Origin of the sequence: Variovorax sp. SPNA7 (assembly GCF_033807855.1) — a bacterium.
GTDB classification, from domain to species: domain Bacteria; phylum Pseudomonadota; class Gammaproteobacteria; order Burkholderiales; family Burkholderiaceae_C; genus Variovorax; species Variovorax beijingensis.
Genome location: NZ_CP138513.1, coordinates 1,990,273 through 2,009,581, shown reverse-complemented (window position 1 = coordinate 2,009,581; position 19,309 = coordinate 1,990,273). Strand labels below are relative to the sequence as shown.

Sequence of the window (19,309 nt, the reverse complement as noted above, 5' to 3'; positions counted from 1 at the left end):
CCCCTTCCTCTTCCAATGCGGTGCCCCCGCCCGCGAACGCCATCCCGCCCATTCTCATGACCATTGTCCTTCACTCTCCGATCGTGACAAGCCACACCGAACCCCTTTCCGACAGCACCAATCTCCCCGAACACGCAGAGGGCCTGCCATGCGCCTGGACCGTCGCCGACATCGAAAACGAAAGCCGATGGATCTTCAGGCTCAGCGCGCCCGAGGCGAACGAACTGATCGTCGGTGTACGCCGCGCCTATGTCGCAGGCAAGTCCCTGCTCGACTACCACCGAGAAAACTTCGACTTCAAGCTGTCGCTGCCACGGCTCGCTGATGCCTTCCGGGAGGTTCGCGATGGCCGCGGCATGGCGTTGGTGAAGAATCTTCCGCGCGAGGGCGTCTCGGCAGAAGAATTCGAGCTCATGACCTGGGCCATAGGCCTGTACTTCGGGGTTGCAAGACCGCAGGACCGGCAGTCGCGTTACATCAACGTGGTCAAGGATGTCGGGGGCGTGTATCGCAGCCCCACTGGGCGCGGCTATTCGACGAACTCGGAACTCGACTTCCACGTCGACGGTTCCGACGTCGTCCTGTTGAGCTGCTACAACCAGGCGCCCGTGGGCGGCATGAGCATGTGCACGAGTTCGATCAAGGCCTACGAAGTCGTGCGCAAGGAGCGCCCGGAACTCGCGGCGGCACTGCACACGCCCTATCCGTTCAGTCGCAACGGCGAGCAGACGGAGGACGAACCGCCATGGTTCCTCGCGCCGCTGGCGGGTGTAGAGGGCGGCCACCTGTTCTGCGCCTGGAACCGAAACCGCCTGGAGAACGCGCTCAAGACGGAAGGCGTGCCGCCGATCACCTCGTTGCAGCGCGAGGCCGTCGAGTATCTTGACACCGTGGTGCGTCGCCCCGACCTGATGTACTGCATGCACCTGGAGCCGGGCGACTTGCAACTGCTGAGCAACCAGACGGTGCTGCACTCCCGCACCAGTTTCGAGGATCACGCAGACGAGTCCCGGAAGCGTACGCTCTACCGTCTGTGGCTGGCGACGCCCGACTCCCGCGAGCTGCCTCCCGGCTGGGAACACGCCTACGGAACGCGCGAAGGCGGAGCCGTCCGTGGAGGCACCAAGGGACACCACTACGACGAGGCGTGCCGGCGCTTCGACAAACGGCAAGCTCAGGCGATGAACATGAAGCAACCCGAATCAACGAGATCACTGAGGTAGTGGCACATTCCAGCCAACGGCTAGATCCTTAAAGAAGTCCCAGGGATCTGGGCAGCGAAAGGACTGCCCATTCCAAGTCCGGGCCCCGAACGTGGAAACTCAATCGAGAACGATGCCCAGCGGCGGAAAGTCCGGCATCATCACGTCGCTCAGTCACTCGTTCAGGGCTCGGTGCCGTTCGGCAGTTCGGCACCGCAGTCGCAGAGATCGACAGAAGCGCCGATCTGCCGGCCATGGATATCTGCGTCCGCCTAGCCCCACGACCTGGCCGTCTGAAGCCTTGTGAGTCGATGAAGGAGGTGATTCGGTTGCATCGTCATTCGGGGGTAGTCCTTCGGATCGACGCTCACGCCGGGCGCGCTATGTACCCGTCCTTGAGTTCGCCCCCCGTCCAGGCAGTAAAAGTCGTCGAACCGGTCATCCTGCCGCCGCAGGTGTTCGGCGCGCGCACGTTCGCTGGGGAACTCTGCGACCCCGTCCTTCCCCGTGGCTACCGAGACCACGAAAAGCGTGTCAAGCGGTCTCCTTCACAGATCTATTCGCATTGGTCGGTCCATGAGCGAAGGCATAGCCGCGGCAGGACGGGGAACCGCATACAAGCAGGTTTCTGAGCGCCCTGGGGAACTGCGTCGACTGGAGCGCGTTCAGTCGACCGAAGCGCCAGTCTGGCGCACGACGTCGCCCCAGCGCGTCACCTCGGAAGACACAAACGAAGTGAACGCCGCTGGCGTCGATGGCTCGGGGTTGGCGCCCAGCGCCGCGAGCTTTTTCTTCATTGCCTCGCTCGCCAGCGCTGCGTTCATCGCGGTATTCAGTTTCACAATCACTGGCGCAGGTGTTCCCTTGGGCGCAAGTACGCCGTACCAGGACTTCACAACGAAGCCCGGCAGGCCCGATTCCGTCACCGTTGGCAAGCCTGACGCAAGAGGCGCACGGGCCTGACTGGTCACCGCCAACGCGCGCAGCTTGCCGGACTGGATGAACGGCAGCACCGAGGGCGCATTGTCGAACATGAGATCCACCTGGCCGGACATGAGGTCGGTCAGCGCAGGCGCACTGCCCCTGTAGGGCACGTGGGTCATCCGCACACCTGCCATGCGACTGAACAACTCGCCCGAGAGGTGGGTGGACGAGCCCGCGCCCGAGGACGCGAAGTTGATCTTGTCTGGATGCGTCTTGGCATAGGCAACGAGTTCGGCAACGTTCTGCGCGGGGAACGCCGGGGTCACCGCCAGCACGTTCGGAAAGCTGGTCACCAGACCCACGGCAGCGAAGTCCTTCTGCATGTCGAACGGAACGTTGCGGTACAGCGTCATGTTGATCGCGGTCGCGTTGGAGCCGAGGAACAGCGAATAGCCGTCAGGCGCCGAGCGTACGACGTTGGTGCCTGCCAGGTTGCCGCTGGCACCGGGCCGGTTTTCCACGATGAAAGGTTGTCCAAGCCGGCTGGCGAGTTCGTTGCCGATCAGGCGTGCGATCGCGTCGGCGGAGCCGCCGGCCGCATAGCCGACGACGATGCGCACGGGTTTGCTGGGATAAGCGTCCTGTGCGTGGCTCGCTGCGCCGGCCATGGCCAGCAGCATCGGCAGCATCGCACGCGTCATCGTCGGAAAAGAAAGGAACATCGGAAATTTCCTGGAACGTGAGATCAATAGAACAAGTCGGCGGGGCTGGTCAATCGACGAGGTAGCGCTCGACCAAGCGCGACCAATAGGCCGCGCCCACGGGCAGGTTGCGATCATTGAAGTCGTACTTCGGGTGATGCACCGGAAAGCCCTCCTGAAGGGTTCCGTTGCCCAGCCGAAGAAAGCAGCCGGGGCGTTGCTGCAGCATGTAGGCGAAATCTTCGCTGGCCGTCACGAGGTCGAAATGGGCATCGACCTGTGCGTCGCCGAACAGCTCGCGGGCCACGCTGACCGCCAGTTCGGTCTCCACAGGAGTGTTCACGAGCACCGGATAGCCCGGAAGAAAGCTCACCTGCGCGGTAGCGCCGTAGCTTTCGGCTTGCCCTTGCGCAATGGCGGCAATGCGTTCGCGCAGCTGCCGCTGCACCGCGTCGCTGAATGAGCGCGCACTGAGCTCCAGCGTGGCCGATCCTGCGATGACATTGTTGGCGCTGCCGCTTTGCAGCACGCCCACCGTGACGACCGCTGCCTGCGCGGGATCGATGTTGCGCGAGACGATGGTCTGCAGGGCCATGACCACGCTCGCCGCGACGACCGCCGGATCGATCGCCAAGTGGGGCCGGGCTGCGTGCCCGCCCTTGCCGTGGATGGTGATGACGACCTTGTCGCTTGCCGCCATGAACGGCCCGCTGCGAAAGAGAAACTTTCCCGCAGGCTGCCCCGGGTGGTTGTGCAGCCCGAACACCGCATCGCAGGGGAAGCGCTCGAACAGCGCGTCCGCGATCATGCGCGAGGCGCCGCTGTCGTGGCCCTTTTCCTCGGCAGGTTGGAAGTACAGGTTCAGCGTGCCCGAAAACTGCCGCGTGGTCGCCAGGTACTTCGCAGCGCCCAACAGGATCGCCGTGTGGCCATCGTGGCCGCAGGCGTGCATCGTTCCCGGCACGCTGCTGGCATAGCCAAGGCCCGTCTCTTCGTGGATCGGCAGCGCGTCCATGTCCGCGCGAAGCCCGATGCAACGAAGACCGCTGCCGGCGCGCAGGGTGCCGACCACGCCGGTCGTGCCGACTCCGGTGGTGACCTCGTAGCCCCACGAACGCAGCCGTTCGGCGACCAAGGCCGCGGTCGCATGCTCTTCGTAGGCCAGTTCAGGGTGTTGGTGGATGTGCTGACGCAATGTGCGCAGCTCAGAACTCATGGCTTCGAAGTCGAAAAGTTTGCCAATGGTCATGTCGTGGTGCTGTTGTTTCAAGGTGCTTGCGGAGTTTGCGTCCGGCATACTTCACGATCAACGGCATCCAAGACAGGATTGCGTTGCTTTTTGGTCAACACTGAATGAGGGGCTTGCTTTGGCAACGCGGGGATTGAGCGATCGACGATTGCGGTATTTCTACGAAGCGGTGGCGGCGGGCTCGCTGCGCGCCGCGGCACAGAAGCTGGACGTCGAGCCCTCGGTGCTCAGCCGTCAGATCCAGTTGCTCGAAACGGACCTGGGGGTGCAGTTGCTCGAACGACGCGGCCGCGGCGTCATGCCGACCGATGCAGCCCTGGTGGTCGTAGAACACTGCAAGGCGCGCTTCTCCTGCGAAGAAACGCTGCTGGCCCAGCTCGACGAACTCAACGGTCTGCAGCGCGGCGAAGTCCGGCTGGTCGCCGGCGAGGGGTTCATCGCCCACCTGCTCGCGCCCGTGCTGGAAGACTTCTGCGCCCGCCATCCCGGTGTGAGGATCTCGCTCGACCTGGCCAACGCGGCCGATGCGGTGCGGCTCGTCGTGCAGGACCGGGCGCACATCGGCCTGGCCCTGAGTCCGCCGCCGGAAGAGCACACGCAGGTGATGGCGTCTCGCAAGCAGCCGCTGTGCGCCATCGTCTGGCCGGGGCATCCGCTGCTGGCGCAGTCGCGCACGCGCCCGTCGCTGGCGGAGGCCACAGCGCATCCGCACGGCCTGATGTCGCAGGGTTTCGGGTTGCGGCAGCTGGTGCAGCTCGCGGCCTTTGCCGAGAACATCACGGTCAATCCATCGTTCACCAGCAATTCGATTGCCGTGCTGAAGCACTATGTTCAAGCGCGCGCCGGCATCACATTCCTCTCGACCTCGGCCGTCAGCGCCGAAACCGAGGCCGGCACGCTGGTAGCGCTGCCGATGCGCAACAAGGTCATGGCGCAAGCCGAGGCGCGGTTGATCGTGCGACGAGGGCGCCCCCTGTCATTCGCTGCGCAGCAACTCATCGCGTCCATTCGTCAACTGGGGCTGTTCACCGGGTCCTGAGCCCTCAAGAATTCGAGCATGACTTCGTCCGCTGCGTATCCATCGATTCAGCGGACAGCATGTCCTTGATGCGGGCGGTGTAGCTCATGCCCGATCCTCGGGCAGCTTGTAGTCCTTGAGCAGTTCGCGAAGCTTGGTCTTGAGGATCTTGCCGGTGGCGCCGATCGGAATCGCCTCGACGAACACCACGTCGTCGGGAATCTGCCACTTGGCCGTCTTGCCCTCGTAGAACTTCAGCAGCTCCTCGCGCGCGACCTCGGCGTTGGGCTTCTTCACCACCGCGATGATCGGACGCTCGTCCCACTTGGGGTGGTACACGCCGATGCAGGCGGCCATGGCGACGGCCGGGTGCGCGACGGCGATGTTCTCGATCTCGATCGAGCTGATCCACTCGCCGCCGGACTTGATCACGTCCTTGCTGCGGTCGGTGATCTGCAGGTAGCCCTCGGCGTCGATGGTGGCGACGTCGCCGGTGGGAAACCAGCCGCGGCCCTGCTCGTCGCGGATGAGCGGATCGCCGCCCTCGCCCTTGAAGTATTCCTTCACGATCCACGGGCCCTTGACCAACAGGTCGCCGTAGGCCTTGCCGTCCCAGGGCAGCTCCTTGCCCTCGCCGTCGACGATCTTCATGTCGACGCCGAAGATGGCGCGGCCCTGCTTCATGCGGATCTGCAGTTGCGCATCGGGCGGCAGCGACAGGTGCTTGTTCTTGAGCGTGCACAGCGTGCCGAGCGGGCTCATCTCGGTCATGCCCCAGGCATGCAGCACCTCGACGTTGTAGTTCTCCTGGAACGCCGTGATCATGGCCGGCGGGCAGGCCGAACCGCCAATGACGGTGCGGTTGAGCTTGCTGAACTTCAGGCCGTTGGCCTGCATGTGGCCGAGCATCATCTGCCACACGGTGGGCACGCCGGCCGCGAAGGTCACGCCCTCGGATTCGATCAGCTCGTACACCGACTTGCCGTCGAGCGCCGGGCCGGGAAACACGAGCTTGCAGCCCACCAGCGCGGCCGAGTACGGAATGCCCCAGGCGTTGACGTGGAACATCGGCACCACCGGCAGCACGGAGTCGCGCGCCGACAGCCGCATGACGTCGGGCAGCGCCGCGGCGTAGGCATGCAGCATGGTCGAGCGGTGGCTGTAGAGCGCGGCCTTGGGGTTGCCCGTGGTGCCGCTCGTGTAGCACATGCTCGAGGCCGAGTTCTCGTCGAAGGTGGGCCAGTCGTACGCGGTGGACTGCCCGCCGATCCAGCTTTCGTAGCTCACGAGGTTGGGCACGCCGCTGTCCGCCGGCAGCTTGCCGGCATCGCACAGGGCAATCCATTTGCGGACCGTGGGGCACTTGGCATGCACCGCCTGCACCAGCGGCAGGAAGTTCAGGTCGAAGCACAGAATCTGGTCTTCGGCATGGTTGGCGATCCAGGCGATCTGGTCAGGGTGCAGGCGTGGGTTGATGGTGTGCAGCACGCGGCCGCTGCCGCTCACGCCGTAGTACAGCTCCAGGTGCCTATAGCCGTTCCACGCCAGCGTGGCGATGCGGTCGCTGAACAGCAGCTGCTCGCCGTCCAGCGCATTGGCCACCTGCCGGGCGCGAGATGCGATACCGCCCCACGTCGTGCGGTGGATGTCGCCCTCGACCCGGCGCGAGACGATCTCGCCGTCGCCGTTGTGGCGCTCGGCAAACTCGATCAGCGACGAGATCAAGAGCGGTTGGTCTTGCATCAAACCCAGCATGAATATGTCCTCAATTGGAAGAACTCGGCGCAGCGCTGTGGACCACCGTCTGACCATTTCGTCCAGGCAGCGTCACGGCGTGCGATTCCGGAGATCACCACGTGTTCGCGTTGTGAGGGACTGAGCGCAGAAACGAGTTCAGTGCACCCGCCCACAGTGTGGCCAGTCCTACAGTGCCGTGTCCTCTGGTCTGTTCGCTCGCGGGGATCAGCAGGAGCCGGCCATTCGCAAGCTGGGCGATTCCACGTTCAGCGATGCCGGTCTCGGGTGGATTTCGTTCATCGTCGGCCGAGTTGACGGCGAGCAAATGTGCTCGGATTCGCTCGAGTCCGGCTGACGGGTCGTAGTCGCGCGAAGCCTCCCATTGGTAGAGCAAATCGTTGGCATCGCTGCTGAACGGCAATGCCCGCCGAGCCTCCAGCCAGTCGTCTGCCATCGCCCGAGTGCCGGCGACCTTCTGCAAGGCAAGCGAGCCTCCGTTGGTGGCAATACTGAAGAACTCCCACGCGGCCCTTACGCCAGGGGGTTGTTCGACGTAATTGCCTCCAGCCCACTGAGGGTCGTTGCGGATCGCATCAACAAGCAGCCGACGCATCAGCCAGTTTCGCCCCGACATGGAGGCCGGTAGCGACGACATCGGCACCAACGCGTCCATGAAGCGTGGGTGCCGAATGCCCCAAAGCCATGTGTGCATGCCTCCCATGGACACGCCAAGAACCAAGCGCAGGTGGCGCAGGCCCAATGCCTCGGTGACCACGCGGTACTGCGCATCGACCATGTCTTCATAGTTGTAGCGTGGGAAGCTCGCGCGCAGGCCATCGGACGGTTTCGCGCTACCGCCATGCCCGATTGCATCGGGCAGCACGATGAAATGCCGCGCCGCATCCAGCGGCTGGCCGGCACGGAACAGCTGGTTGCCGAACTCCGGCGACAGAAGCCCGCGTCCCGTACCCCCGGTTCCATGAAGGACGAGGACCGGCTCGCCCTGAGGATTCCCCAGCACGGTATAGCTCAGCGCGAGCGCCGGCATGACCTCGCCGCCGTGAAATCGGAACTCACGCGCCACGAATTCCCGCGTGACAGGGGTGTACCAATCCTGCGAACCAGATGCCTCGTTCATGTGGCGCGCGGGACGACGTGCCCCTCGACCTCAAGATCGAAGTTCAGCTCGACCTTGAGGCCGAGGGGATCGTTCAGGAATACCTGGTGCAACGATGTGCCCTTCAACGGGGTTTCGCTGAACTGCACATTCGCGGCACGCAGCGCCTCCCGCGTCGCATCCAGACCATGCGCCTTCAAGGCCACGTGATCCAGCGGACCGGGGCCATGGCTCGCCGACGGCGACGCCTGATGCAGTGCGTTCAAATGAATGATGGCATGCTCGCCTGCATAGAGCCAATACCCCGGATGCCGAAGCGCGGGTCGATAGCCTTCGCGCAGGCCCAGCGTGCCCGCATAGAAGTCGCGCAGCACTGGCAGGTCCTCGGGCGCACAACCGATGGTGAAATGATGGATCGCGGAGACCTCGACGCTCATGCCGCTCTCCGTTCGGCCATTGGATCCCGGCACAGGATGGCGTTCATCGCAGCCTGAAGTACCCACGGCGCATCTCCTGCGGCGGAGCGTGACCGCCAGGCCACATGCCCGTCAGGTCTGACAAGCACGGCGCCGTGTTCATCGATCCCATAGACGTCGAGCCAATTGACGTCCTCTGTCTGCAGATCGTCCCCGACGATCGTGCTGACGACGTGCCGCCCTTGCAGTCGAGCCGCGGCGTCGCGCCAGACCGAACCGCCGGGCGCGGTCAGCAATACGAAGTCGCGGCCAAACAGATCGGTCGTCGAGATCTCCTGCCCCGCCCTCCTCAAGCGTACGTGTGGGGCGCGGCAACCTGGCGTAGCACTCGGAACGTACTGCTGCACCTGGTCTTCGCTCTGCGCGGGCTGTCCGTCGGGCACGACCGCCGCCGATTCATAGCGCGCGCCGAACACCAGTCCGATCTCGTTGAGAAACTCCTTGCGCGGCAACACGGCCTCGGTCTGCCGGGCGGTGCGTCCCATCGACAGTGCATTCAGCAGGCTGGAATGGGTAACGGCTTCCCCGACAGGCCGGCGTTCCAAATCGTAAGTATCGAGCAGCGCGTCGCCGGCCTCTCCGTGCAGCACGGCAGCCAGTTTCCAGGCGAGGTTCTGTGCGTCCTGCACACCGGTGTTCAGGCCGAAGCCCCCGGTCGGCGGCATTTCGTGGGCGGCATCGCCTGCGAGAAAGACCGGACCGGAACGATAGCGTTGCGCGACCAGCGCCGACGCTCGCCACGCGCTGACACCCAGCAGTTCGATGTCGAGGTCATCGACGCCGACCGCGCGCCGGATGATCTCTGCGCAGAACGCGGGCGTGAACTGCTCGGGCGTGAAGCCATAGAGCGATAGCGATGTCACGAGGAAGCCCCAGCGGTCGGTGCCGTTGATCGTCAGGAAGGTGCCGCGCAGTTCGGGTTGTTCGATCAAATAAAGCGCCGACGGCCGTTCCGATACCCAACGCGAGAGGTCGCACTTGAAATGGATGTTGACGCTGTCGTAGACGTCGACTTCACCGGACCGCGAAATGCCCAGTTGGTTGCGGATCCTGCTCTGCGATCCATCGGCGGCGATGAGGTAGCGTGCCCGGACCTTTTCTCTGCTTCCATCGGCGCTCTGGAGGATGGCGCGCACGCCATCGGTGGTGCATTCGAGTTCGCTCATCTCCGTGTTGAAACGCAACCGCCCCGACCCGGCAGCTTCGGCGCGGTGCCGCAACACCGGCTCCAGAATGTCTTGAGAGCATCCGCAATTGCCGGCGATGGAAAAGGCCAGGTTGGAGGTTGACCCCCGTCCCGGCTGGAGGCGCTTGATCTCGCGGCCGGCCAAGCTCTCGGACCAGAGGATGGAGCCGGTGAATCGCTCGGGCATCGCCACGGCGCGAATCTGATCCTCCATGTCGATCTGGCGATACATCTCCATCGTGCGCGCGTTGAGCGCCCGCGCCTTCGGCAGGATCGCAGTCCCCGGATGGCGCTCGACCAGCAGCGATTCGATGCCAAAGAGCGACAGATAGATGGAAGCGGTGAGGCCAACAGGCCCGCCACCGACGATAAGAACTGGCACGTCAATCATTGAAAAAGCTCCATGCGCCTGCAGGCGCGGGTCAGAGAATTCGGGAGTATTTAGATCAGGAACTCGCGCAGGTGTTGCGCGACGGTTTTTGGCGCCTGTGCGGTGCCCAGGTGACCCACATCGGGCAACACGACAGAACGTGTGTCGCGAATGGAATTGGCGAGCTGCAGCGTGAGCGCAGCAGGCACCACGCAATCGATGGCGCCCGCCATCAGAAGCGTGGGTTGATCGATGGTCGAGATATCGAGATCCGGCATATCTGCGACCACCGAGGCCCGCCGGTCCGATCTGGCTGAACGCGCAGGCGCCGACTTGAAGTGATCGCGAAACGCTGGGTTGTCGACGAGGAATGGCGCCGGGAAAAAGATCTCGGCGAGCCGCTCGGCGCTGGCTGGCAGCGTTGCCCGCAAACGGCCGATCTCCTGCGCAATCTCCGGATTGGCCTCGGCGATCGAGACCGACAGCGGCCAGGTACTCGCCAGGACGAGGCGCCGCACCATGTCGGCGTGATGCACCCCGAGCGTCTGCGCGATGCGTCCGCCGAACGAAGTGCCGAACACGAATGCCTTGCTGTGTCCCAACGCCTCGAGCAAAGCCCGGGCGTCATCGGCCAGATCAATGAGGGAGGGGTGCGATTCCGGGCTCACGGTATCGCCGCAGTCACGTTGGTCGTAGGTGACGACCGTGTAGCGATCAACGAGTTCCGGAAGGATGCGAGCGAACTGACGGCGGCTGCCTTCGGCGCCATGAAGCATCAGCAATGCCGGCCCCTTACCCGTCGTTTCAAAGGCGGTCCGCGTTCCACGAAGTTCGATGAATCCAGGCATCTTTCTCTCTCAGCCCATCTGGATGTTGAGCGGTGGAAGCAACTTGCGGTAGCGTTCGATCTCGCTCGCCACATAGGCCTTGAACGGCTCGGGCGGTAGAAGCTCGGGTTCGTCGCCGTTGTCGCGCATGAAGGCCTTCACGGCGGGAGACCGCCCTGCTCTTGCGATCGTGTCGTAGAGTGAGCGCACCATGTCCGGCGGCATCTTTGCGGGGCCGAAGATGCCCGACCAAGCCGGAATTTCTTCGACTTTCAAGCCCTGTTCTGCGAACGTCGGCACGTCAGGCAACAAGGCGGAGCGGACGCTTCCGGAGATCCCGAGGGCGCGCAGTTGCCCCGCCCGAATCTGCTGCCCTGCAGTCGATGGTGCCAAGAAAGCCGAATCGACGGTTCCCGCCAGCAAGTCGGTGATCGGCGTGCCCTTGAACGGCACATGCAGCAGTTCGATGCCCGCGCCCAGGCAGAAGAAAACACCCATCACGTGCGTGGTGTTGCCAACGCCCGATGAACCGAAGCTCAGTTTTCCCGGCTGCGCCTTGGCTGCGGCAACGAACTGCTCCAAGGTCTTGTACGGCGACTTCTGGCTGACCAGCAGCGCGAAACCTACCGAGTGCGCAAGCCGCGTGATGGGCGTAAAGTCGGCGATCGGGTCGAAGGGCAGTTTCTTGATGAGGATGGCGTTCGTCGTGTAGCCGCCTGTCGTGAACAACACTGTGTTCCCATCGGGCCGTGCGCGTGCCACGTCGAGTGAACCGAGCACACTGCCTGCTCCGGGCTTGTTGTCCACGATCACAGGGCGCCCGCTGTTCTTGCTCAGGGCGTCTCCCAGCACTCGCGCCGCCACATCCGTTCCGCTGCCCGCAGTGAAGGGGACCACGATGCGCAGTGGTGCGTCCTGCGCCCAAGCCAGCTGCGGTGCCAGCGTCGCGGCCGCGACAGCTCCCAAAAATGCTCTTCGATCACTCAACATTGCGTGTCTCCATTCTTGTGAAATCCATTCCGACATCACGAGATTAGATTTCGACGCCGCTCACGTCCAAGTGAATTTTCTGACCGCTTTCATAACTTCCCGGCATCGCTCTGAGGCACCGGACCCATCTTTAGGACAGCTCGGCGTGCGGCCACTTTCCCTCACGCACATGGCGCTCGACCACCATGCGCAACACCCCCATTACGCCCTCGGTGGCACGGGACGGCGGTCGGTCCGAGGCACGCGCCAGCAAGCGGTGCAGGAACAGGCCGTCAATGGGCACAGCGCGCAGCCGTTGCGCCTCGATGTCCTCCCTGACCGCTGCCGCGAAGTGTGCGGTGAGGCCAACGCCGTTCAATACAAGCCGTCGCGCGACCTCGACGGTCTCGACCTCGACGAGATGATGGAGTTCGATTCTGGCGCGTGCGGCAGCCGCCTCCATTTCGAGCCGTACGCCGGGCTTCACCAAGCCAGTCATGACAAGCGGTACGCCAGCCAGATCGCGGATCTTGATGCGGCTCTTCTGGATGTGAGGGTCGTCCGGTTTGCCGATCAGACAGATTTGCTCCTTCAGTAGCGGCGTGGTCGACAAGTTCGTTCGATCGACGGGCTCGATCAACAGCGCGATATCGACATCGCCCTGCGCGAGCATGGTATGCAGCGAAGGGGCGAAGCCTTCGATGAACCGCAGCCGCACTTCCGGAAAGTGCTGCAGCACCGCCTTTGTCAAGATGACCGTAAGTTGCTGCGCAAGCCCTGGCGAGAGACCTATCGCCACTGGGCCCCGTGGCTCTCGCTGCATGCCCAGCAGGTCGGACTTTATCTGCTCGGTGTAGCGCAGCAGGAACAGAGCGCGCTCGAGGAGCAAGCGAGCCTCGTCCGTTGGTGACGCCCCGCGCGCGTGGCGTTCGAAGAGCTTTACGCCAAGCTCTTCCTCCAGTAGGCGAATCTGTCGGCTCAGTGCCGGCTGCGTCACGTGAAGTACGCCTGCGGCCTTGCCATAGTTCTGCTGTGTTGCCAGTGCGACGAAGTAGCGAAGTTGCCTGAGGTCCATTTCAATATGTTAGCGAGGGCTGAGCTATGGATTCCAAGTACCCGCGTGGGGCGCGATCTGCAGGGCCTCACGGTCAATCCGCTGTCCAACGGCTGCTCGACCGCCGGCTTTTCACGGGTCCATCCAGAAACCTATCCAGCCGTCGAGCATCGCCAAGTTTGGTCGGCGTCACGTTGGGTCGATGGGCTGAGTTCTGGTAGGTCCAGCCGTAGGCCCGCTCTCGCAACGCGGAACTGGACGAACCTCTCGGCCTTGCCGTTGGTCTGCGGCCGGTAGGGCCGAGTGAAGATGTGCTTGGTGCCCAGCTCAATCCAGTTTCCCCTGAACTCGCGCGAGCTGAAGGCCGCACCGTTATCCGTCAGCAGTCGCTGCACGGTGATGCTCAGGCGGGAGTAATAGGCCGTCGTGACCTCAAGACGATTAATCGCGTTAGCTCTCGCGTAGGCCAGAACGGCAGCATGCTTGTGGTTATACAGGCGGTCTTCTCGAACAAGCGGAGTATCGACATCGCGGGCGTTCTACCCGCTTCCAAACGAGTCCATTGGAACTGCCTCGCATTGCTACAGCGAGTTTGTCTCGGCAGACATGCCCGGCAATCTATGGACGTTCCGCAACGGCATTGGACGCACTGCGGAAGAAGCGAAAGGCGATGCCCATGCGAAGCCAAACCAACCATGAACTGAGTGCGTGCACCGCCGCCGGGCCGATCGCTCAACGAGCCATGCTGGCGGTTCGTCTGCTGCAGAAGGCACTCGCGCTTCTTTGCTCCGATTCAACGATGCCGCTGGCGCAGACGATCAAGTGCGCCCCCACAGGCTTTTGAGACTGCCTGAAATCGAGCGCCTCACCGGCCTGCACAGATCAGCCATCTAGGAACAAATGCGCAGAGGCCTCCGGGCCGGCGTCGAGATACGTCATGCGCTGGAGCGCAAGTACCCTCGTGCAGGATCGAGCTGGGGTTGATTCTGGGTCTTTCCTCAAGACCAACATTCCACCGCCCGGCGCAGCGGCATCTTCCGGCGTCACCATCTCTATGACGAGACCTTCCAGCGGGCGTTCAAGCGGCCGTACGTCAGGCCGGCATCACCAAGCCGGCAACGCCCCACACGCTGCGGCACAGCATTGCTACACACTTGCTACAGGCAGGCAGCGACATCCGCACCGTGCAGGAACCCTGGACCACGCGGATGTGGCAACGACCATGATCTACACCCACGTGCTGCGGATGGGTGGCAGCGCAGTACGCAGCCCCTTGGACGCATTGACCAGTGCTGAGACGCCGCAAAGCTTCCCTTGGTGAACTTCCGCCTTCAGGCTTGACCGCCCGCAGGCCGACACCGAATGAGGGACCGTTCATGGCTGAGACTTCTCGCTCGCTCCAGCGTGGCCAGCGCCAGTAAGCTGATGTTCGTCCCTAGTTCGGAATAACGAAGGGCCGCTCCCCGCAGCGATGATGGGCGATGCCCTCGGCAAAGAGCGGTCGTCGGCGACGCTCGACAGCAGATCGGGAGTGCCGTAATAACACCCGGGGGGGGCAGTTCTCAAGCGGCCGCTTTCAACGCAACCGCCGGAGAGCCTGCTTTGGTAGCCAGAACGTCCAGATAGTCCGCCCATCGCTGGAGCATCACGGCGCGCTGTTTGAGGTACTGCGTACGGTTGTAGGCGCGCCCGTTGGCGTCCTTGACAGCGTGCGCCAACTGGGCCTCGATTACCAGCGGATCGATTTCCAGCACTTCAGCGAGCAGGGTGCGGGCTGTCGCTCGGAAGCCATGAACCGTTTGGACGGTCGGGCCGTACCCCAAGGTCAGAAGCGCTGCACGCAGGGTGTTGTCGGAGATCGGCCGCTCATGACTGCGCTCGCCCGGGAAGACAAGCGCACCTTGACCGGTAATGGGATGCAGCTGGCGCAGCAGCTCCACAGCCTGCCTGGGCAGAGGCACCAAGTGCGGATCACCATGCTGCTTGCCGTCGATGCGCCGCTTCATCCGCGCAGCGGGCACGGTCCAGAGCGCCCCGTCAAGATCGATCTCGGCCCAGGCCGCCGCTCGCAGCTCGTTCGGGCGTTGAAAAAGCATAGGCGCCAGCTGAAGCGCCGTACGCACGATGGCTCCGCCCTGGTAGCCCCGAATGACGCGAATCAGCGTTCCCAATTGGGCCGGATCGGTGATCGCCGCAAAGTGCCGCTTCTTGTGGGGTGTCAGCGCCCCCTTGAGATCCGCCGTGATATCGCGCGGCGCCCGCGCGGTGGCGACCGCATAGCGCCACACTGCGCGTGCTGTCATCAGCACGCGGCCGGCCACGTCGAGAGCGCCACGCTCCTCGACACGGCGCAGGGCGGCCAACAACTCGATGGCTTCGATTTCGCTGATGCGACGAGCAGCGAAGTACGGAAACAGGTCCTTTTCCAGGTTGCGCTTCTCGCGCGTGGCGTAGTGGCCGCTCCAGCGCTCATGGTGCTTGTCGAACCACTCTAGCGCCGTCTCTCGAAAGGTATCACCGGTGTTCACGGCCGCCTTGAGCTTGACGACCTGCCTCGCCTGAATGGGATTGATCCCGGCCGCCTTCTGCGCCTTGGCCGCATCACGCGCCTTGCGCGCCGCCGCAAGGCTCACGTCGGGATAGGAGCCCAGCGCGAATTTCTTCTCGGCCCCCTGAATCTTGAACTTCCAGAACCATCGGCGAGAACCCGAGGCCGCAACCTCCAGATAGAGGCCGCCTGCGTCGGCGTAGCGTGCCTGCTTTCGGTCAGGCGGACAGGAGGCGTTGCGGCATGCGGCATCGGTCAACGGCATGGGGGTACATCCATAGGGGTGGGGGTACAAAACCGCCGTTCCAGGGGGTTCAGGCGGTTTGTACCCCCTTTTGTACCCCCACTTGGCGCTGGCAGTCACCGGATTTCAGTGTATGCCTCCGGACACGATTCGCCAATTTCCCCAATGAAAAAGGGCGTCCGGTGATGAAACCGGACGCCCTTGGACGTTTTATTGGTCGGTGTGAAAGGATTCGAACCTTCGACCCCTTGCACCCCATGCAAGTGCGCTACCAGGCTGCGCCACACACCGAAGCTCTCAATTATAGCCGGCTGAAATCACCGTCCGATGGTCAGCAGCTCACGAATTTCAAAAAGCTCGCGGCGCAGGTGCAGCAACTGCGACGGATCGACCGTGCGGGCCGCCGCCTTGGGCTCGGCCTCGGGGCTGGTCTTGCCTTCTTCCTGGTGGATGGCCGCGTCGAATTCTTCCTGGTCGATCTCGACGGCTTCCATGCCCTCGAGCGGCACCACGCCGGCCTTGCGCCGGTCGCGTTCGCCCTGCACGAGTTCTTGCAGTTTGTTGCGCGCGCCGCTGATGGTGAAGCCCTGGTCGTAGAGCAGGTCGCGGATGCGGCGGATCATGAGCACCTCGTGGTGCTGGTAGTAGCGCCGGTTGCCGCGCCGCTTCATGGGGCGCAGTTGCGTGAACTCCTGCTCCCAATAGCGCAGCACGTGCGGCTTGACGCCGCAAAGCTCGCCAACCTCACCAATGGTGAAGTAGCGTTTGACGGGAATGGGCGGGAGCGTTTTCTCCATTGAAATCAAGACCGTGCGCGGGAAACCTTAGAGATTACTCTACGCACGCGCAGGGCTCCAAGCACTTATTCGGCGCCCAGGCTCCACTCGACCTCGGAAGTGCCGCTCTGCTCGATGCTTCCGTGGATTTGTTCCTTGAGCTTGGCGCTCGCATGGAAGGTGGCGACGCGGCGCTCGCCGATGGGAATGGCCTCGCCGGTGCGCGGGTTGCGGCCCGGTCGCGGCGCCTTCACGCGGATCTGGAAGTTGCCGAAGCCTGAGATCTTGACGTCGGTACCCTCGATCAGGCTGTTGGCGATGAGGTCGAAGAAGGCCTCGACCATGTCCTTGGATTCGCGCTTGTTGAGGCCGATCTGCTCGAACAGCAGATCGGCCAGGTGCGCCTTGGTGAGTGCGGGCGTTTCGAGGGCTTCGAGCGTGAATTCCGCAGCGTTCATTCTCATCAACCTCTCAGGCGTGCGCCGAGTCTGGCGCTCAGTTGTTCGACGATGGCGCGCACGGCCGGTTCCACCTGCTCGTCGGTCAGCGTGGCGCTGTCGTCCTGGAAGCTCAGGCGGACCGCCATGCTCTTTTCTCCCTGCGCCAGGCCGCCCGATGCCGGCACCGCACCGTCGCGCGCGGGTTGCGGACGGTAGATGTCGAACAGCGTGGCGTCGCGCAGCAGCCCCTGCCCCGCTGCCGCCGATTGAATGGCCTGCATCAACGCATTGTGCGTGACGGCTTCGGCCACCACCACCGCAATATCGCGCTCCACCGCCTGGTGCTTGGGCACCGGCCGCGCCACCGGCACGGGGCGCGCGGCGACGGCGTCGAGGTCGAGCTCGAACAGCACCGGCGCCAGCGCGAAGTCCCACTTCTGGCGCCAGCGCGGATGCAACTCGCCGATGAAGCCGATGGCCTTGCCGTCGACCAGCACGCGCGCCGAGCGGCCGGGGTGCAGGGCCGGGTGCTCGGCCGGCTCGAAGCTGGCCACGCGCGGCGCGAGCAGCGCTTCGACGTCGCCCTTGGCATCGTAGAAGTCGACGCGCTGCGGCTTGCCGTCCCAGCGCGCTTCTTCCGCATCGCCCCAGGCAAGGCCGGCCACGCGCATGGGCTGGTCGACGCCACGCACGGTGCTGTCGGTGGTGGCCACGCTGTCGTCGCGCATGAACACGCGGCCCACTTCGAACACGCGCACGCGCGGCGCCTTGCGGTCGAGGTTGAACTTGAGCACCTGCAGCAGCGAGCCCAGCAAGGACGAGCGCATCACGCTCATCTGGCTGGCAATCGGGTTGAGGAGCTTCACCGGATTGGCATTGCCGGCCAGGTCCTGCTCCCAGTGCGCTTCGACAAAACTGAAGTTGATGGTTTCCTGGTAGCCGAGCGCGGCCAGGCTGCGGCGCACCGCGAAGCGGCTGCGCCGGGCCTCGGGCCGCACGCGCGCGGTGATGGGCGCGAGCGGCGCATTGGTCGGCAGGTTGTTGAAGCCGATCAGGCGTGCCACCTCTTCGAGCAGGTCTTCCTCGATCAAGAGGTCGAAGCGGTGCGGCGGCGGCGTGACGGTCAAGGTGCCCTCGCCTTCGCGCAGCGCAAAGCCGAGGCGGCGCAGCGCATCGGCGCATTGCGCCTGCGTGAGCGGCATGCCGATGACGCGCGCCGCACGCGCCACGCGCAGCGTGACGGGCATGGCCTCGGGCACGTTCAGTATCTTGTCGTCCATGGCGCCGGCCTGGCCGCCGCAGATCTCGATGATGAGCTGGGTGATGCGCTCGATGATTTCCACCGTGCGGCTCGGATCGACGCCGCGCTCGTAGCGGTGCCCCGCATCGGTCGAGAAGTTGAAGCGGCGCGAGCGGCCCTGGACGGCCTCGGGCCACCAGAACGCGGCCTCGACGTAGATGTTGCGCGTATCGTCGGACACCGAGGTGGCATCGCCGCCCATGATGCCGGCGAGCGATTCGACGGCCTGGTCGTCGGCAATCACGCCGACCTTGTCGTCCACGCCGATGGTGTTGCCGTTCAGCAGCTTGAGCTGCTCGCCCGCCTTGCCCCAGCGCACCGTGAGGCCGCCGTGGATCTTGTCGAGGTCGAAGATGTGGCTGGGCTGGCCGTACTCGAACATGACGTAGTTCGAGATGTCGACCAGCGGCGTGACGCTGCGCTGGCCGCAGCGCGCCAGGCGATCGACCATCCAGGCCGGCGTAGCCACCTTGGTGTTCACGCCGCGCACGATGCGGCCCGAGAAGCGGCCGCAGAGCTCGGGCGCTTCCACCTTGACCGGCAGCACGTCGGCAAACGACGCGGCCACCGGCGCGATGGCGGGCGTCTTGAGCGGCGCACCGGTCAGCGCCGCGAGTTCGCGCGCAACGCCGTACACGCTCAGGCCATGCGCGAGGTTGGGCGTGAGCTTGAGCGTGAGCAGCGCGTCGTCGAGCCCGAGCACGTCGCGCACGTCGGCGCCAATGGGTGCGTCGGCATCGAGCTCGAGCAGGCCGCCGTGGTCTTCACTGAGCTTCAGCTCGCGCGCCGAGCACAGCATGCCCTGGCTCTCGACGCCGCGCAGCTTGCCGAGCTTGATGAGAAAGGGCTTGCCGTCTTCACCGGGCGGCAGTTCGGCACCGACCAGCGCGCAGGGCACCTTGATGCCGACACGCGCATTGGGCGCGCCGCACACGATGTTGAGCAAGGCGCCCTGCCCCGCGTCGACCTGGCACACACGCAGGCGGTCGGCATTGGGATGCTGCACGGCTTCCTTGATTTCGCCGACCACGATGCGGCTGAAGGGCGGCGCCACGGGGCGGCGTTCTTCGACCTCGAAGCCGCCCATGGTGAGCGTTTCGGCCAGCTCGGCGCTGCCAAGAGGCGGATTGCAGAACTCGCGCAGCCAGGATTCCGGGAATTGCATCTCTTC

At 64.2% G+C, this 19,309-nt stretch carries 17 protein-coding genes, 1 tRNA gene and 1 pseudogene; 4 read left to right on the top strand and 15 right to left on the bottom strand.

Translation table 11 applies throughout. The features are described from left to right. Nucleotides 1–56: 56 nt before the first annotated feature. Nucleotides 57–1,223 carry a TauD/TfdA family dioxygenase gene (locus RZE77_RS09345; RefSeq protein WP_319441588.1) on the top strand — a complete coding sequence of 389 codons (1,167 nt, stop codon included), beginning with the start codon at nt 57–59 and terminating at the stop codon, nt 1,221–1,223. A 644-nt stretch (nt 1,224–1,867) separates the two neighbouring features. On the opposite strand, the gene RZE77_RS09340 is transcribed toward RZE77_RS09345, so the two are convergent. Beyond that, a complete protein-coding gene (locus RZE77_RS09340; protein WP_319441587.1) occupies nt 1,868–2,848 on the bottom strand; it encodes a tripartite tricarboxylate transporter substrate binding protein in 981 nt (326 codons plus the stop codon). A 49-nt stretch (nt 2,849–2,897) separates the two neighbouring features. After that, the gene (locus tag RZE77_RS09335) at nt 2,898–4,076 is read right to left on the bottom strand and encodes a M20 aminoacylase family protein (RefSeq protein WP_319441586.1); all 1,179 of its coding nucleotides are present in this window, start codon (nt 4,074–4,076) and stop codon (nt 2,898–2,900) included. Here RZE77_RS09335 and RZE77_RS09330 point away from each other — a divergent pair. Beyond that, nucleotides 4,069–5,115, top strand: a complete 1,047-nt coding sequence (locus RZE77_RS09330; protein WP_319441585.1) for a LysR family transcriptional regulator — start codon at nt 4,069–4,071, stop codon at nt 5,113–5,115. The genes RZE77_RS09335 and RZE77_RS09330 overlap by 8 nt on opposite strands. An 84-nt stretch (nt 5,116–5,199) precedes the next feature. Here the strand turns inward: RZE77_RS09330 and RZE77_RS09325 are convergent, their stop codons facing one another. From RZE77_RS09325 to RZE77_RS09290, 8 genes and pseudogenes are all read right to left on the bottom strand, one after another. Then, complete coding sequence (locus RZE77_RS09325; RefSeq protein WP_319441584.1) at nt 5,200–6,849, bottom strand: 3-(methylthio)propionyl-CoA ligase; 1,650 nt, start codon at nt 6,847–6,849, stop codon at nt 5,200–5,202. 94 nt (nt 6,850–6,943) lie between these two features. Next, nucleotides 6,944–7,969, bottom strand: a complete 1,026-nt coding sequence (locus tag RZE77_RS09320; RefSeq protein ID WP_319441583.1) for an alpha/beta fold hydrolase — start codon at nt 7,967–7,969, stop codon at nt 6,944–6,946. Next, nucleotides 7,966–8,385, bottom strand: a complete 420-nt coding sequence (locus RZE77_RS09315; RefSeq protein WP_319441582.1) for a VOC family protein — start codon at nt 8,383–8,385, stop codon at nt 7,966–7,968. Before RZE77_RS09315 ends, RZE77_RS09320 begins: the two co-directional genes overlap by 4 nt. Beyond that, nucleotides 8,382–10,001, bottom strand: a complete 1,620-nt coding sequence (locus RZE77_RS09310) for an FAD-dependent monooxygenase (protein WP_319441581.1) — start codon at nt 9,999–10,001, stop codon at nt 8,382–8,384. Before RZE77_RS09310 ends, RZE77_RS09315 begins: the two co-directional genes overlap by 4 nt. Before the next feature lie 50 nt (nt 10,002–10,051). Further along, nucleotides 10,052–10,828: an alpha/beta fold hydrolase gene (locus RZE77_RS09305; RefSeq protein WP_319441580.1), complete on the bottom strand. Its 777-nt coding sequence runs from the start codon at nt 10,826–10,828 to the stop codon at nt 10,052–10,054. Nucleotides 10,829–10,837: 9 nt separating this feature from the next. Continuing rightward, nucleotides 10,838–11,797: a Bug family tripartite tricarboxylate transporter substrate binding protein gene (locus RZE77_RS09300; protein ID WP_319441579.1), complete on the bottom strand. Its 960-nt coding sequence runs from the start codon at nt 11,795–11,797 to the stop codon at nt 10,838–10,840. Between the two features lie 130 nt (nt 11,798–11,927). Further along, nucleotides 11,928–12,851: a LysR family transcriptional regulator gene (locus tag RZE77_RS09295; protein ID WP_319441578.1), complete on the bottom strand. Its 924-nt coding sequence runs from the start codon at nt 12,849–12,851 to the stop codon at nt 11,928–11,930. Nucleotides 12,852–13,029: 178 nt separating this feature from the next. Beyond that, nucleotides 13,030–13,228 (bottom strand): annotated as a pseudogene (locus RZE77_RS09290) (IS481 family transposase); the annotation flags it as partial. Between the two features lie 278 nt (nt 13,229–13,506). Between RZE77_RS09290 and RZE77_RS09285 the strand changes: the two are divergent. Beyond that, nucleotides 13,507–13,674 (top strand): hypothetical protein, encoded by a 168-nt coding sequence (locus RZE77_RS09285; RefSeq protein WP_319441577.1) that lies wholly within the window; start codon nt 13,507–13,509, stop codon nt 13,672–13,674. A 259-nt stretch (nt 13,675–13,933) separates the two neighbouring features. Continuing rightward, nucleotides 13,934–14,056 (top strand): tyrosine-type recombinase/integrase, encoded by a 123-nt coding sequence (locus RZE77_RS33370; protein ID WP_455685329.1) that lies wholly within the window; start codon nt 13,934–13,936, stop codon nt 14,054–14,056. A gap of 336 nt (nt 14,057–14,392) precedes the next feature. Here the strand turns inward: RZE77_RS33370 and RZE77_RS09275 are convergent, their stop codons facing one another. The 5 genes from RZE77_RS09275 to pheT form a co-directional block, all read right to left on the bottom strand. Continuing rightward, nucleotides 14,393–15,643, bottom strand: coding sequence for a tyrosine-type recombinase/integrase (locus tag RZE77_RS09275; protein WP_319441576.1), 1,251 nt, complete (start codon nt 15,641–15,643; stop codon nt 14,393–14,395). A gap of 193 nt (nt 15,644–15,836) precedes the next feature. After that, nucleotides 15,837–15,913 (bottom strand) — tRNA-Pro (locus RZE77_RS09270). 26 nt (nt 15,914–15,939) lie between these two features. Beyond that, nucleotides 15,940–16,419: a MerR family transcriptional regulator gene (locus tag RZE77_RS09265; RefSeq protein WP_319441575.1), complete on the bottom strand. Its 480-nt coding sequence runs from the start codon at nt 16,417–16,419 to the stop codon at nt 15,940–15,942. 65 nt (nt 16,420–16,484) lie between these two features. Beyond that, a complete protein-coding gene (locus RZE77_RS09260) occupies nt 16,485–16,856 on the bottom strand; it encodes an integration host factor subunit alpha (RefSeq protein WP_012747012.1) in 372 nt (123 codons plus the stop codon). Nucleotides 16,857–16,861: 5 nt separating this feature from the next. Further along, nucleotides 16,862–19,303 (bottom strand): phenylalanine--tRNA ligase subunit beta, encoded by a 2,442-nt coding sequence (gene pheT, locus RZE77_RS09255; RefSeq protein ID WP_319441574.1) that lies wholly within the window; start codon nt 19,301–19,303, stop codon nt 16,862–16,864. Between the last annotated feature and the right edge of the window lie 6 nt (nt 19,304–19,309).

Coding starts and splice junctions, on each gene's coding strand:
- RZE77_RS09310 (WP_319441581.1), bottom strand. CDS start 10,001: ATGATTGACGTGCCAGTTCTTATCGTCGGTGGCGGGCCTGTTGGCCTC.
- RZE77_RS09330 (WP_319441585.1), top strand. CDS start 4,069: ATGGTCATGTCGTGGTGCTGTTGTTTCAAGGTGCTTGCGGAGTTTGCG.
- RZE77_RS09335 (WP_319441586.1), bottom strand. CDS start 4,076: ATGACCATTGGCAAACTTTTCGACTTCGAAGCCATGAGTTCTGAGCTG.
- RZE77_RS09325 (WP_319441584.1), bottom strand. CDS start 6,849: ATGCTGGGTTTGATGCAAGACCAACCGCTCTTGATCTCGTCGCTGATC.
- RZE77_RS09345 (WP_319441588.1), top strand. CDS start 57: ATGACCATTGTCCTTCACTCTCCGATCGTGACAAGCCACACCGAACCC.
- RZE77_RS09285 (WP_319441577.1), top strand. CDS start 13,507: ATGCGAAGCCAAACCAACCATGAACTGAGTGCGTGCACCGCCGCCGGG.
- RZE77_RS09275 (WP_319441576.1), bottom strand. CDS start 15,643: ATGCCGTTGACCGATGCCGCATGCCGCAACGCCTCCTGTCCGCCTGAC.
- pheT (WP_319441574.1), bottom strand. CDS start 19,303: ATGCAATTCCCGGAATCCTGGCTGCGCGAGTTCTGCAATCCGCCTCTT.
- RZE77_RS09295 (WP_319441578.1), bottom strand. CDS start 12,851: ATGGACCTCAGGCAACTTCGCTACTTCGTCGCACTGGCAACACAGCAG.
- RZE77_RS09340 (WP_319441587.1), bottom strand. CDS start 2,848: ATGTTCCTTTCTTTTCCGACGATGACGCGTGCGATGCTGCCGATGCTG.
- RZE77_RS09260 (WP_012747012.1), bottom strand. CDS start 16,856: ATGAACGCTGCGGAATTCACGCTCGAAGCCCTCGAAACGCCCGCACTC.
- RZE77_RS09265 (WP_319441575.1), bottom strand. CDS start 16,419: ATGGAGAAAACGCTCCCGCCCATTCCCGTCAAACGCTACTTCACCATT.
- RZE77_RS09320 (WP_319441583.1), bottom strand. CDS start 7,969: ATGAACGAGGCATCTGGTTCGCAGGATTGGTACACCCCTGTCACGCGG.
- RZE77_RS09315 (WP_319441582.1), bottom strand. CDS start 8,385: ATGAGCGTCGAGGTCTCCGCGATCCATCATTTCACCATCGGTTGTGCG.
- RZE77_RS09305 (WP_319441580.1), bottom strand. CDS start 10,828: ATGCCTGGATTCATCGAACTTCGTGGAACGCGGACCGCCTTTGAAACG.
- RZE77_RS09300 (WP_319441579.1), bottom strand. CDS start 11,797: ATGTTGAGTGATCGAAGAGCATTTTTGGGAGCTGTCGCGGCCGCGACG.